We start from the raw sequence: 13,855 nt of genomic DNA, 5'->3' as shown, positions 1-13,855 counted from the left end.
TTATTTCAATAATTTGAATAAATAAAAAAGAGTTTGTAGATTATCGTTTGGATATATCTACAAACTCTTTAATTTTGTATATTAGCGTTTAAGCGTATCTCTTAGACGGCTCATCCAGTTACCGCCTCGTCTTGAACGTACAGGTTGACCTGTAGGATGTGTACTTTGTTTTTTTAATTCTTGTCCATGTTTAATTGCATTTTGCATTAAATAGACTTGAGAATTTAAAGGTGACAAATTATTTTCTATATAATGGTAATTGCCATGTTCATCTTGATAGCGACCTTTTTGGTTATCAGACAATTGTAAATTCATAAAGTCTAGTAAACGTGATGCAATGGTTTTATCTTCAACAGGGAAGAGTATTTCAACACGTTTAATCATGTTACGTGTCATTACATCTGCAGACGATAAGTAGATACGTTCATCACCATTATTATGGAAATAATAAATACGTGAATGTTCAAGTAGTCTACCAACGATACTTACAACTTCTATGTTTTCACTGATTCCTGGAATACCCGGTTTTAAACAACAAATACCTCGTATAATTAATTGGATTTTAACTCCAGCTTGAGACGCTTCAAATAATTTCTCAATGATGGCTTTATCCGTTAATGAATTCATTTTCATCATGATTTTACCGTTACCATGTTCTAAATGGCTGCTAATTTCTTTATCAATTCTATCGATGAAAACATCTCGTATATCGAAAGGTGCGACAATTAATTTTTTATAATCTGGTTTAACTGAATAGCCGCTTAAATAATTAAAGAAGTTAATAGCATCTTCTGCGATATCATTATTTGTCGTAATAATACCCATATCTGTATATAGTTTAGCGGTTTTATCGTTATAGTTACCTGTTCCTAAATGGACAAATGAAGTCAATTCGTTACCGATTTTTTTAACTACGAGTGCGATTTTACTATGTGTTTTTAAATGGGTCATACCATAAATCACATGGCATCCTGCATCTTCAAGCATGCGCGCCCAATGGACATTGTTTTCTTCATCAAATCTTGCTTTTAGTTCTACTAATACCGTTACTTGTTTACCTTTTTCAGCAGCTTCTTTCAAACTTTTAATAATAGGTGAGTCTTTACTAACTCTATATAATGTTTGTTTGATTGCTATAGTACTAGGATCATCTGCTGCTTCTCTAATAAAGTCTACAATTGGTTCGAATGATTCGTAAGGATGATGGAAGAAGATATCTCGTTCTAATGCTAGTTGATACACGTTGTTATAACCTAAAGATCTAGGCACTTGTGGCGTGTATTTCTCATATGTTAAGTAATAAAGTTTATTAGATAAATGATCTACTAAACCAAATAAGAATGTTAAATCTAACGGACCGTCTACGAAATAGATGTCATTTTCCTCTACTTCTAATTGTTCCATAATCCAGCTAATATCTTCGCGTTCAGCAGTTCGTCCATCTACTTCCAATCTTACTGCAGCGCCACTACGACGTTCTTTTAAGAAACGTTCAATTTCAATAAGTAAGTCTTCTGCACCGTCTTCATGAATAGTTAAATCAGCATTTCTAGTTATTCTAAAGGTAAATGTATTTAAAACTTCATAACCAGAGAATAAGTAGTTAATGAAGTAAGTAACAACATCTTCAATCATTAAAACAAATTGCTTTGGACCTTCATTAAGTGTAATAAATCTAGGAATTAATGATGGAATTTGGACAATTGCTGAATTAATCGCATCTTCTGTATCTATATCTACGAAAATATTCAAACTTTTATTATTCAATTTTGGAAATGGGTGATAAGCATCAATACCTAAAGGCGTAAGAGTAGGTAGAATTCTTGTTTTAAATTCTTTTTCTAATTTTTCGCTTAGCATTTCTGATAAATCTTCAGGTTTCGCCATTTCAATATCATATTGACGTAATTCTTCAATCAACTCATTATAACGCTTATACTGAATTGCTACATAGTCAGTATTTTTAACTTTTATCGCGTTTAACTGCTCTTGAGGTGTCATTTGTGCTTTATTTTCAGGTTTGTCATATCCCATTTCAACTTGATCTTTAAGTCCAGCTACTCGAACCATAAAGAATTCATCTAAATTTGAACTGAAAATAGATACAAAATTTAATTTTTCAAGTAGAGGGTTGTTCTTGTCATAAGCTTCTTGTAAGACTCTGTAGTTAAAGTCTAACCAACTTAGTTCCCGGTTGTTATAGTATTGTGGTAAATTAATATCCTTTTCTCCCAATTGAGTTTGCATAACCTCAACACACCTCATTGTTTATATATTTGCGTAGTCTAAAAGTATCATACGTTTGTTAAGATTTTGTAAAGGTAATCGTTACTTTACCATCAAGAATCTTTTCGATATGTTTTTTCTGACGGTTTGCTTGATATTCTTCAGCAATAGGTTCGCCTTTATAGAAGACAAATAGTTCATACTTATCGTCTTTTTTAGGTTTGAGTTCAACTTCTTCGACAAAGCTCGTGTGAGAAATATTTAAAGCATTCACAAATTTGATAATACCGCCTAAAGCTTGAATGGTATCCGTTTCTTTACTGTTAAACCACTCAGTTTCCTTACAATAAAATTTAAGTAATGACTTATTTTTGAAACTCGCTAATAGAGCTAATTTCACACGATCTTTATGTGAAAAGCCATTAATCATTGAGTTCGCGATAAGATAATACGTATGTGGAGAACTAGAATCTGAATCAATGAAACTACCTAGATAATAAAGATAAGCACCTTCAACAAATAATTCTTTGTCATTGTCATTAACTTTAAGATCTGAATGATTAAGTAATTGTGTAAGCAATGATTCTGCTAATTTAAGACTTCGGTTAGCACTACCTTCTTCAATATGATATTCGTTGGCTAGTTGACGTAATGCATCTTTTCTAACATTCTCTTTTGAAAATTCTTCTGGGTAGCGTTGACGTATCGCATTCATAATGTAACCTTCGCGAATACCTTTTCTTGAAAATGTAAATTGAGTCGCATCAATTTTTTTATAAAGTGTTTTAAACACTGACACGGAAGGTAAGATGATGTCTACTCGGTCACGACTTAAGCCGTCTAAATTAGTAAGTTCATCTCTAGAGCTTTTGCGAATAAGGTCAAAGACTTCTTCGATATCTTTATCTGACATCGTATAGTTGTGAACGCCACCGATAGGGTAAGAATGTTCTGATTGATGTATTCGCGCAACGTTACGTGCAGACCCTCCAACACCGACTAATGCAACTTTCTGATCTTTCAACCAGTCTAATTGATCAAATTGTTCTGATAAGAATTTTTCCATGCCTTTGATTGCTGATTTGTCATTATGATCTTTATCCCCGAAAAATTGACGTTTTAATGAAACAACACCAAAAGGAAAACTATGTGCTTCTTTTAATTGTTTGTCTTTAAATAAAGTGACCTCAGTAGAGCCACCGCCTATATCTACGGATACACCATCTTCAATATCAGTAGTGTGAGTAATAGCATAATAACCGTAAAATGCTTCGTCTTCTTCTGGTACGATTTTAATTTCTACACCAGTATCTTTTTTGACTTTTTTAATAATATCTTTTTGATTATTTGATTGACGAATGGCTGCCGTCGCAATAGGGTGTAATTCATCTACTTTAAATTTAGTTGCTACTTTATTGAAGCTACTTAGTGCCTCAGTTAGTACTTGAATACCTTCATCATTCATATCATTATCTTTAGTTAAATACTGACTTAGACGTGCAGGTGTCTTAATATTTAAGATTTCATTCAAGCCTGTTGCTTTATCAAATCCAAAAATAACCAGTCTAATAGTATTTGAACCAATATCTATTAATCCAATACGTTCTTCCATCACTGCCTCCTATGTTTATGGGCCAAACAATATACCCCTGTTTAATTTTATTTTACATGAGATATATAAAATGAAAAGATTTTTCAGACATTTTCCATAGAATTTTTGAAGATTTTAATTAACTTATAAAATGCGTTTACAAATAGATTATATAGCGAGGAGAAATCATCATTTTCTACAACAATAAAAGCCACCCTCATTTATAAATGAAAGTGACTTTTGTTATTATTTTAACGCTTTTTATTATTTCACATGAATAGGTCCACCAGGTCCAACAGGAATTCCAAGGAAGAACCAAATGAGTGTAAATAATGTCCATACAATAGTTAAAGCAATGGAGTATGGCATAAGACTAGATAAAAGTGTACCGAGTTTCATGTTTTTATCATATTTTTGTGCATATGATAATAATAGAGGTAGGTAAGGCATCATAGGAGTAATTGGATTAGTAATAGAGTCGCCCACACGATAAATAACTTGAGTAAACGCTGGATGGAAACCAACTAAAACTAACATTGGAACAAAGATAGGTGCTAAGATACCCCATTTAGCTGAGGCGCTACCAATAAGCATGTTGACTAAAGCACTTAAGAAAATGACACCGAGTATTAAGACGACTCCATTTTGATGTTGTAAAAGTTTAGCACCCTTAACAGCCGTAATAACACCTAAGTTACTCCATTCAAGGAACGCAAGTAGTTGTGCCGCAAAGAATACGATTACTATGAATGAACCCATAGATGCCATAGAATCTGTAATCATTTGTCCTAAATCTTTAGTGTTTTTAATTTCACGACTTAATACACCATAAATGACGCCGGGAACTAAGAATACTACTAAAATAATCAGTCCAACACCATTAATTAATGGTGCGTCATCTAAAAGACTACCTGTTTTAGCATTACGTAAAAAGCTATGCTCAGGTATTGCACAAATGATTAATAATATGATGAGAGCTATAAAACTCATATTTGCCCAAAATAATGCTTTACGTTCGACAGGTGTAATATGAGAAGACGTTTCTTCCATATCTTCATGTGCATCTGAATCATCATATTTACCTAGTCTCGGAATAATTAACTTTGAAGTTACAAAATGAATCGTAGGTAATAAGACGACAACACTTGCAGCAATAAAGTACCAATTCATTGCGACATTTGTATGAATACTTTTAGATACAATTTTAGTAGCAGGATCTGTAAATGAATACACAAGTGCATCTTGCATACCAACAACTAAATTTGCCGCAAACCCACCAACCGCTGACGCATAAGCCATTGCTAAACCAGCAATAGGGTGGTAACCAATTTTAATAAATAACATTGCAGCTAAAGGCGGCAAAATAATAGTTGCTGCATCACCAGCCGTACTACCAAGAATACCTATTAAAATGATAGTAGGCACGATTAACTTCTTTGGCGCTTTATTTACTACAGAAATCATCAGTTTATCAAAATAACCAGATTTTTCAGCAGCACCAATACCAATCATGACACCTAATACCAAACCAAGTGCCGGAAATTCTGAAAAGTTCTTAATTGCATCATTCATAATCATCGCAAAACCGTCATGACTTAAAATACTTTTGATATGTATGGTTTCACCGTTACCAGGATGTTTAACAGAAACATTAAATAGTGAAACAAACCAAGTGATGATTGCGAGACCTACACACATTAAGAAAAATAACACAGTTGGATCGGGTAATTTGTTGCCGACCCATTCTACACCATTTAAAAATTTACTAACGATTGATGGTTTTTCCTTTGCATTTGTTGCCATTCATGAACCACTCCTTAGTTAAATTATCTAAAAGTATAGCAAATATTACATGTAATGATAAGAATTTTCTGAAATTGAAATTAATAATAAAACTATTGAGTATAAAAAGATGATTTGATAAACTCTTTCAAAAGAATTTCTGAATAAAGCGCTATCATTGTCATAACGGCGTTTAGATCTTTATATGAAGTGGAAATATAATATTAAGATTCATTTTTCATGAAAAATATTAGGAGAGTGAAACAACATGAAACGTTTAGAAAATAAAATAGCCGTTGTGACAGGAGCAAGTACTGGTATTGGTCAAGCATCTGCTAAAGTTTTAGCTCAAGAAGGTGCTCATGTATTAGCATTAGATATTGCGGATGAATTAGATCAAACTGTTGAAGATATTAAACAAAATGGTGGTCAAGCTACTGCATATAAAGTTGATATTTCAGATGAACAACAAGTGGAACAATTTGCGAATGATATGAAGCAACAATATGGTCGTATTGATGTGATATTTAACAATGCAGGTGTTGATAATGGTGCTGGACGAATTCATGAATATCCAGTAGAAGTATTTGATAAGATTATGGGCGTAGATATGAGAGGTACGTTCTTAGTAACTAAATTCTTATTGCCATTAATGATGGATCAAGGCGGTTCAATTATTAATACAGCATCATTCTCTGGTCAAGCTGCCGACTTATATCGCTCAGGATATAACGCTGCAAAAGGTGCAGTGATTAACTTCACTAAATCAATCGCAATTGAATATGGTCGTGAAAATATTCGTGCCAATGCAATTGCACCAGGTACTATTGAGACACCGTTAGTAGATAACTTAGCGGGAACTGCACAAGATGAAGCGGGTCAAACATTCCGTGAAAATCAAAAATGGGTTACACCATTAGGTCGATTAGGTACACCAGACGAAGTAGGTAAATTAGTAACTTTCCTAGCTTCTGATGATAGTTCATTTATTACAGGAGAAACAATTCGTATTGATGGTGGCGTCATGGCATACACATGGCCAGGTGAAATGTTAAGTGATGATAGTTGGAAAAAATCTATTAAATAAATAGTTGAAAACACCATATTATATAGAAAAGCCAAGATTTCTCATATTTCCTGAGAAATCTTGGCTTGCTTTTTACTTTAATTGTTTAGCACATGTTTCGCATAATTTGTATTGTTCGTTAGACCAACCATCTAAATTAGTATAGCCATGTAAATCTTTAGCTTGTACTTTTATGAAAATATTTTCATCATCTTTGATTTCACGATGACAGTTGGAACATTTTAACTCTCCGAATAACCTCATACATTAATCAAGCCTCCTAAGATATTACCATTTAATATTATTATAAGTATCATCATTCAATGAACGCACAATTTCAGTAACGAGACGAACTGAATTTTCATAATCATCTTTATGGATAACTGAAACGTTTGAGTGCATATATCGTAAAGCGATACCGATAGTAATGGTTGGAATGCCTTCATTTGCTACATGTATACTTCCAGCATCGGTTCCTCCCCCAGGTGTAGTATCCCATTGTACTTCAATGTTATGTTGTTGTGCCAAATCTTTAACATGTTGACGTAAACCTTCATGAGCAATACTAGATGCATCCATCATAATAACAACTGGACCACCGCCTAGATGACTATCACTCGTTTGGCCTGACATTCCAGGAGTATCAAAAGCAACGGCTACATCAACTGCAATAGCTAAATCAGGTTGAATCGTTTGGGCTGCAACTTTTGCGCCACGTAGTCCAACTTCTTCTTGTACAGTAGCACCTGAATATAAATTAATGTCGATTGATTCGTCTTTTAACGCATTAAGTACATCGATGGCTAATGCACAGCCGTAACGATTATCAAAAGCCTTAGCTGTCATATATTTTTCATTAGCTAGTGTTTCGAATTCGCTATATGGCGTTACCATATTTCCTACAGATACACCTAATTGTTCAGCTTCTTCTTTACTACTTACACCGATATCAATAAACATATTTTTAATATCTACAGTTTTTTTACGTTCTTCTGGTGTAAGCACATGAGGTGGTTTCGAACCTATGATACCTCTTAGAGTTTTACCATCATCTGTGGTAACAGTCACTTTTTGAGATAACATGACTTGATTCCACCAACCACCGATTGGATTAAAAGATAAATAGCCATCTTTATCAATTTTTGTCACTAGAAATCCTACTTCATCCATATGTCCAGAAACTAAAATAGATTTTGAACCATTGGTAGCTGATTTCTTTCCGAAAATACCGCCTAAATTATCTTCAATAATAGCATCGCTAACAGTTGATAAATGATTTTTCATTAATGATTTAACTTGCATTTCACGACCTGCAATGCCATTTGCTGATGTTAATTGTTTAAGTAATTGAACTGAATCACTCATTTTACAATCCTCCCAAATACGTATTATGTATAGTTTAACATAGCGATAATGGTGTGATATATTATTAGAATTTTGTGTTAAATAAGAGTATAGTAATACCAACAATAACAAAAATAAGAGTATAATTAATTTAAGAAACAGGCGAGAGAAGGCGACCATATGAAGAAATTAGTTTCAGTTTTGATAGTCATTGCGTTAAGTGTCATTACACTGTCTGCGTGTAGTAAAGAACAGACTAAAACGTTCGAAGGGGACGTTAATGGTAAACAAGTTATTACATCTTTAACGTATAAAGGTGATGAAGTACTTAAACAATCTACATTAGGAACACTAAAATATGAAGATTTAGGTATAGATAAAGCACAAGCCAAAGATATATTAAAAAAAGATGAAAAAGCATTTAAAGGTAATAAAGGTGTATCATTCAAAATAGATTATAAAAATGATAAAGCCGTAGAACATATTGATATTGATTATAAAAAAGCAGATATAGATCAATTGAAGAAAAAATTAGGATTTGTGTCAATTAAAGGTAAAAATGATAAAGTGAGTCTTGATAAAACGGTTAGTCAGATGAAACGTAATGGATTAAAAGAAAAAAGTAATATGACTGATCATGACGACTAAAATATATGGCAACATTGAGCGAAACGTGTTCAATGTTGCCATTTTTATGTTAAAAAATAAAATATGTTAAATAGAGACCCAGTAATGTAAAGAATAATACAGGTAGAGTAATGAGAATGCCTGTTTTAAAATATGTTCCCCAAGAAATTTTCATGCCTTTTTGTGCCAGTACATGTAACCATAACAATGTTGCTAGCGAACCAATAGGTGTTATTTTAGGACCTAAATCAGAGCCGATAACATTACTATAAACCATTCCTTCTTTAATTGTGCTAGAAACACCTGATTGTCCAATTGCTATAGCATCAATTAATACTGTAGGTAAGTTATTCATAATAGAAGAGAGAATTGCAGATATGAATCCCATACTCATAATACTAGCAAATAATCCGTGGTTCGAAATCATTGATAAAACATGTGCCAATAAAGTAGTAATGCCGGCATTCTTCAAACCGAATACGACTAAATACATGCCTATTGAAAAGATGACAATATTCCACGGAGCACCTATAAGGACTTGTTTCGTATTTACAACTGAGGATTGGCTAGCAAGTATTAGGAATATAATCGCAATAACACCAGCAATAATTGAAACTGGAATTTGCATCCACTCACTAACAAAATAGCCAATCATTAAAACAACAATAACGATCCAAGAAATATTAAATAAACGACGGTCTTTAATAACATCTTTTGGTTTATTGATATGTGAGATATCTACACGTTTAGGTATAGAATGTTTAAAATAAATCCATAAAACAACTATACTTGCGACTAATGAGAATATATTTGGGATAATCATGCGCCCCATATATTCAATAAAACCAATACCAAAGTAATCAGCAGAAACAATATTGACTAAGTTACTAATTATAAAGGGTAAGGACGTCGTATCAGCGATAAATCCGCAGGCAATAATAAAAGGAAAGATAATTTTTTTATTAAAACCTAAATGACGCACCATAGCAAGTACGATGGGCGTTAGTATTAATGCTGCACCATCATTGGCAAAAAATGCTGCAACTATAGCACCCAGAACCATAATTAAAATAAACATCATAAGACCATTTCCATTTGATGCACGTACCATGTGAACGGCTGCCCATTCGAAAAAGCCGATTTGGTCTAGTATTAAGGATATTAATATAATAGCCACGAAAGTAAGTGTTGCATTCCAAACAATTTGAGTGACTTCAACGACATCTAATAAACTAACAACGCCTGTAACAATTGCGATGACAGCACCTATTAAAGCGGTTATTCCGATATCTAATCCTTTAGGTTGCCAAATAACAAAAAAGAGGGTGATTAGAAATATAGCAATAGCGAGGATACTCATCATTGACTATCACCTAATTTCATTGAATGACATTTACATTGTTCATTATTATTTTTAATGAGGTTTAAATGATTAAGTATTTGAGTGTAAAACGCATCATTTAATTGGTAAAAACATTTATTTCCTTCTTTTCGAGTGGTGACAAATTGATGTGTGACTAAGATTTTCATATGATGACTTAACGTTGGTTGAGAAAATTGAAAGTATGATAATAAGTCATACGCACACAATTCACCACAAGATAAAATATCTAAAATTTCTAATCTATTTTCATCTGATAACACTTTTAATGAAATTGCTAATTGTTGATAAGTCATGATAACCTCCAAATTAAATATAGATTATCATCTATATAGATATCTGTCTATGAAGGTTTATATTAGAAAATGACATTAAAAAAGCGACCACATTGAAGTGATCGCGATATATTGAACTTATTTAAGATATTAACTTTAATTTGTAATCATGAATAGTCTGTGTGCCACCATCCATTTTACGGTAAATAATGTGTTCAGCAGTAATTTCGGTAGGGTTTGATACGCCAACAGCTGCTGCAATATTAAATAATCCTTCGTGCAAACTTGTTACATAATTGGTTACACGATATTGTTTTTCATCAACAATTAATCCTCTTTCTTTTTTAGGATCTGTTGTCGCAACACCTACAGGGCATGTATTCATATGACATTGTTGACTCATAATACATCCTACACTTATCATCATGCCGCGAGCAATATTAACTAAGTCAGCACCTAATCCTAAAGCGATTGCAATTTTATCAGGTGTAATTAATTTTCCAGATGCAAAGATTTTCACCTTATTACGAACACCGTATTTTTCTAACATACCAGAAACAATAGGTAGAGCAGTTAATAATGGAAGACCTACACCATCTTGTAATTCTTGGAATGTGGCACCAGTACCACCTTCGCCACCATCAACAGTGATAAAACTTGGATATTTATCAAGTTCAACCATTGTTTTGACTAAGTTTTCAATTTCTTCAACACGACTCACTACTATTTTAAAACCAACTGGCTTTTGGCCTAATTGTTGGATTTCATCTACCCAATTTAATAAATCAGTAGCATTATGAATAAAGTCGAAGCGGTTTGGTGAATTGATTGTCTTGAACGGTTCAACATTACGAATTTTAGCAATTTCTTCGTTTACTTTTGCACCTTCCATATGACCGCCACGAGTTTTGGCACCTTGAGCTAATTTTAATTCGAAAGCACGTACATTTTTACGTTCAGCAAGTGTTTTAAATTCTTTTTTACTGAAATTACCTTCTTTATCTCTTACACCAAAAAGGCCTGGTCCAATTTGGAAAATGATATCTCCATCGCCTTTAAGATGGTATTCTGATAAACCGCCTTCACCTGTATTCATCCATGTGCCAGCCTTAGATAATCCCTTAGATAAAGCAGAAATAGCATTTTTACCTAATGCACCATAACTCATTCCTGATTGACCAACTAATCGTTTGATTTTATAAGGATGCGCAAGATGTTCTCCGAGAACGACAGCGTGTTCATCAGTTAAATAATAAGGATCCACTTCCTTACTTTTACGATGTTCATCTCTACTAAATAATCGTTCATTCTCAATTTGATAAATAAAGGTTGAAAGTAGTGTGGTATTATCCACTTTTAATTCATTTGCTTGAAGTGGAAACATTGTGTTCTGTATGTAAAATCCATCTTTATAATCTTCCATAGTACCAAAACTAGTCATTCTTGAATTATATTTTCCAGCTAATACGATATTTTTATAATCTGTACGAGAGAAGGGTTTACCTTCATTATCACCAGAAAATAGATATTGTCTTAATTCAGGCCCCATTTTTTCTGAAAGATATCTAATGCGTGCAAGTAACGGATAATTTCTTAATACACTGTGTTGTGTTTGTCGTTTATCCTTGATTAGCCAAATGATACCTAATAATAATGCACCCAATAAAAAAATCATAATAATGATGTTGACAATGAACTGCATCGTCGTTAGTACACTCATTAATATGCCCCCCTTAATCATTACTCCAACACTATGATACACCATTCTTAATGTTTTACAATGAAACCGGTTAAATTTATATTGTAGAATTTAAATTATTTTAGTTTATGAAATGTTTATGTGAGACAATTTATTTTAATTAGTGTATTCAACTGAATAATAAAATGATAAAGTAATTGTGATAAAATGCGATTTAGGAGGTGACACATGAGCCAATATAACCAATTACAACGTGACGTTTGGAATCAAAACCAAATGATGAAAAAGGATTTTTTAATCATACCTATATACATATTATTTCAAATGTTAATTCCTATTGGTACGGTATTTGGGACATTAGGATTAACAGCAATGGTAACGCAAAGACCACCGGCACAATTTTTATATAATCTTAGTTTAAGCGTGGGATTCGTGTTAGCTCAGTTTTTAACATTATTTGCCTTTTTTGTAATGCATAAATTTGATATAGCACAAGTAATGAAAAGACAATTTCATTATGCAAAACAATACACTATACATATTATGATTTCTATCGTCGTTGTATTATTAGGTCTGTTAATGGCAACATGGTTACTAGGTATATTAAACTTTGGACCAACACAATATGAACGTAGAGTAGAAGGTTTATTTAACTATCCATCTGCATTATTCTTTACCTTTATATCAATGGTTGTTTTAAGACCTATGGTTGAGGTGCTTATTTATAAACACGTATTAATTCATGAATTAAGGAAAAAGTGGCATATTGTTGTAGTGATTATACTTTCTATATTCATAGAAGTGGTTGTCCATGTGTATGATATGATAAATATAATGGAAATGTTGCCTTATTTGATTATTGCTATAGGTTCAACATTTGTGTATCTTAAATCTGGAATGAATTTAGCAGCAGCTTATTTATTTCAAGCATGTATCCAACTCATTATTTTTATCGTTTTTACAGTGAAATTCTTATTAATGTAGTAATAAAATTAAAGAAGATTTAAAGGAGAATTTTATGGAAAATGAAACTACTCAGCAACTATTAGATTCTGATAAATTACAGAATGAATTTGCATCAAAGAAGGTAGTTAAAAGAGATTTTTGGCTTATTCCTGCCTATATTATATTAGCGCAATTCTTATTACCAATGATTGGTATGTTAATTGCTTTTATTATATCGAATTCACTTCATATGAAGTCAGATCATAAAATTAATAATCTTATAACCAATTTTGCTACTGTATTTGGCTTGATTGGTATGGCATTAGTATTGTTATTATTTTATTTAATGCACAGAAAAACATTAATTCCCTTAGCTAAACAACGTTTTAAAGATTTGAAAAAACATTTCGCAACAATTGCGATTATTATTGTTGTTATGTATGTATTAAATATTTTGTATGGAGCTATGGTTGAATTTTTACCTGAAAAATATCAATTTGATGATACCGAAAATAATAAAATGTTAGCACAAATGTTTACATCAGGTTGGATGTGGCCAATCTTGTTTTTAGACATTGTGATCGTTACACCCATAGTAGAAGAATTACTGTTTAGACATTTATTAATTCATGAACTGGGTAAAAAATTAACTTATGTTGTTATGTATGTGTTGTCCATTTTAATATTTGCAAGTGTGCACGTAACAGATGCACAGTCACCATTTGAAATAGGGCCATATATTATTATGGCAAGTTGTTTTGTTGCAGCGTATCACTTTACTAATCGTAACTTAGCAGCGACCATAACATTACATGTAATTAATAATAGTGTCGCCTTTGTAGCGATGTTATTTACTTTATAGTTAGGCGATTGTTTAATATGATTTAGAGCTTTAAATAATCAAGTAGCCAACTAATGA

General features: G+C 32.5%; 12 protein-coding genes. 4 read left to right on the top strand and 8 right to left on the bottom strand.

The window, feature by feature from the left end:
- Positions 1–81: 81 nt before the first annotated feature.
- The 3 genes from Q4528_RS00605 to Q4528_RS00595 all read right to left on the bottom strand — a co-directional run bounded on the left by Q4528_RS00605 (position 82) and on the right by Q4528_RS00595 (position 5,620).
- Complete coding sequence (locus tag Q4528_RS00605; RefSeq protein ID WP_017636431.1) at positions 82–2,247, bottom strand: RNA degradosome polyphosphate kinase; 2,166 nt, start codon at positions 2,245–2,247, stop codon at positions 82–84.
- A 58-nt stretch (positions 2,248–2,305) separates the two neighbouring features.
- A complete protein-coding gene (ppx, locus tag Q4528_RS00600; RefSeq protein ID WP_046467031.1) occupies positions 2,306–3,838 on the bottom strand; it encodes an exopolyphosphatase in 1,533 nt (510 codons plus the stop codon).
- Between the two features lie 243 nt (positions 3,839–4,081).
- Positions 4,082–5,620: an AbgT family transporter gene (locus Q4528_RS00595; RefSeq protein WP_029056119.1), complete on the bottom strand. Its 1,539-nt coding sequence runs from the start codon at positions 5,618–5,620 to the stop codon at positions 4,082–4,084.
- Between the two features lie 247 nt (positions 5,621–5,867).
- On the opposite strand from Q4528_RS00595, the gene Q4528_RS00590 reads away from it, so the two are divergent.
- Positions 5,868–6,686 carry an SDR family oxidoreductase gene (locus Q4528_RS00590; protein ID WP_029056120.1) on the top strand — a complete coding sequence of 273 codons (819 nt, stop codon included), beginning with the start codon at positions 5,868–5,870 and terminating at the stop codon, positions 6,684–6,686.
- A gap of 72 nt (positions 6,687–6,758) precedes the next feature.
- On the opposite strand, the gene Q4528_RS00585 is transcribed toward Q4528_RS00590, so the two are convergent.
- On the bottom strand, positions 6,759–6,929 hold the full coding sequence (locus tag Q4528_RS00585) for a hypothetical protein (protein WP_017636427.1): 171 nt from the start codon (positions 6,927–6,929) through the stop codon (positions 6,759–6,761).
- Between the two features lie 24 nt (positions 6,930–6,953).
- A complete protein-coding gene (locus tag Q4528_RS00580) occupies positions 6,954–8,030 on the bottom strand; it encodes a M42 family metallopeptidase (RefSeq protein WP_072291823.1) in 1,077 nt (358 codons plus the stop codon).
- 159 nt (positions 8,031–8,189) lie between these two features.
- Between Q4528_RS00580 and Q4528_RS00575 the strand changes: the two genes are divergently transcribed.
- The gene (locus Q4528_RS00575) at positions 8,190–8,657 is read left to right on the top strand and encodes a YehR family lipoprotein (RefSeq protein ID WP_046467033.1); all 468 of its coding nucleotides are present in this window, start codon (positions 8,190–8,192) and stop codon (positions 8,655–8,657) included.
- Positions 8,658–8,706: 49 nt separating this feature from the next.
- Here Q4528_RS00575 and arsB read toward each other — a convergent pair whose 3' ends face one another.
- The 3 genes from arsB to Q4528_RS00560 all read right to left on the bottom strand — a co-directional run bounded on the left by arsB (position 8,707) and on the right by Q4528_RS00560 (position 12,012).
- Positions 8,707–9,996, bottom strand: a complete 1,290-nt coding sequence (arsB, locus tag Q4528_RS00570; RefSeq protein WP_096807869.1) for an arsenite efflux transporter membrane subunit ArsB — start codon at positions 9,994–9,996, stop codon at positions 8,707–8,709.
- The gene (locus Q4528_RS00565; protein WP_046467034.1) at positions 9,996–10,313 is read right to left on the bottom strand and encodes an ArsR/SmtB family transcription factor; all 318 of its coding nucleotides are present in this window, start codon (positions 10,311–10,313) and stop codon (positions 9,996–9,998) included. Before Q4528_RS00565 ends, arsB begins: the two co-directional genes overlap by 1 nt.
- A 121-nt stretch (positions 10,314–10,434) precedes the next feature.
- Positions 10,435–12,012, bottom strand: coding sequence for an FMN-binding glutamate synthase family protein (locus Q4528_RS00560; RefSeq protein WP_046467035.1), 1,578 nt, complete (start codon positions 12,010–12,012; stop codon positions 10,435–10,437).
- A gap of 207 nt (positions 12,013–12,219) precedes the next feature.
- Between Q4528_RS00560 and lnsB the strand changes: the two genes are divergently transcribed.
- Both lnsB and Q4528_RS00550 read left to right on the top strand, forming a co-directional pair.
- Positions 12,220–12,975 carry a CPBP family lipoprotein N-acylation protein LnsB gene (lnsB, locus tag Q4528_RS00555; RefSeq protein WP_046467036.1) on the top strand — a complete coding sequence of 252 codons (756 nt, stop codon included), beginning with the start codon at positions 12,220–12,222 and terminating at the stop codon, positions 12,973–12,975.
- A 34-nt stretch (positions 12,976–13,009) separates the two neighbouring features.
- On the top strand, positions 13,010–13,798 hold the full coding sequence (locus tag Q4528_RS00550) for a CPBP family intramembrane glutamic endopeptidase (RefSeq protein WP_037555644.1): 789 nt from the start codon (positions 13,010–13,012) through the stop codon (positions 13,796–13,798).
- Positions 13,799–13,855 lie beyond the last annotated feature (57 nt).

The sequence above is a fragment of the Staphylococcus pasteuri genome, from assembly GCF_030547725.1.
In the GTDB taxonomy this organism is placed as follows: Bacteria; Bacillota; Bacilli; order Staphylococcales; family Staphylococcaceae; genus Staphylococcus; species Staphylococcus pasteuri.
The sequence above is the reverse complement of the archived record's forward strand: the minus strand, read 5'-3'. Positions and strand labels throughout refer to the sequence as shown.

Bases quoted from the DNA above. Each gene is read 5' to 3' on its own strand.
- Q4528_RS00605 (WP_017636431.1), bottom strand. From the start codon at position 2,247: ATGCAAACTCAATTGGGAGAAAAGGATATTAATTTACCACAATACTAT.
- ppx (WP_046467031.1), bottom strand. From the start codon at position 3,838: ATGGAAGAACGTATTGGATTAATAGATATTGGTTCAAATACTATTAGA.
- Q4528_RS00595 (WP_029056119.1), bottom strand. From the start codon at position 5,620: ATGGCAACAAATGCAAAGGAAAAACCATCAATCGTTAGTAAATTTTTA.
- Q4528_RS00590 (WP_029056120.1), top strand. From the start codon at position 5,868: ATGAAACGTTTAGAAAATAAAATAGCCGTTGTGACAGGAGCAAGTACT.
- Q4528_RS00585 (WP_017636427.1), bottom strand. From the start codon at position 6,929: ATGAGGTTATTCGGAGAGTTAAAATGTTCCAACTGTCATCGTGAAATC.
- Q4528_RS00580 (WP_072291823.1), bottom strand. From the start codon at position 8,030: ATGAGTGATTCAGTTCAATTACTTAAACAATTAACATCAGCAAATGGC.
- Q4528_RS00575 (WP_046467033.1), top strand. From the start codon at position 8,190: ATGAAGAAATTAGTTTCAGTTTTGATAGTCATTGCGTTAAGTGTCATT.
- arsB (WP_096807869.1), bottom strand. From the start codon at position 9,996: ATGAGTATCCTCGCTATTGCTATATTTCTAATCACCCTCTTTTTTGTT.
- Q4528_RS00565 (WP_046467034.1), bottom strand. From the start codon at position 10,313: ATGACTTATCAACAATTAGCAATTTCATTAAAAGTGTTATCAGATGAA.
- Q4528_RS00560 (WP_046467035.1), bottom strand. From the start codon at position 12,012: ATGAGTGTACTAACGACGATGCAGTTCATTGTCAACATCATTATTATG.
- lnsB (WP_046467036.1), top strand. From the start codon at position 12,220: ATGAGCCAATATAACCAATTACAACGTGACGTTTGGAATCAAAACCAA.
- Q4528_RS00550 (WP_037555644.1), top strand. From the start codon at position 13,010: ATGGAAAATGAAACTACTCAGCAACTATTAGATTCTGATAAATTACAG.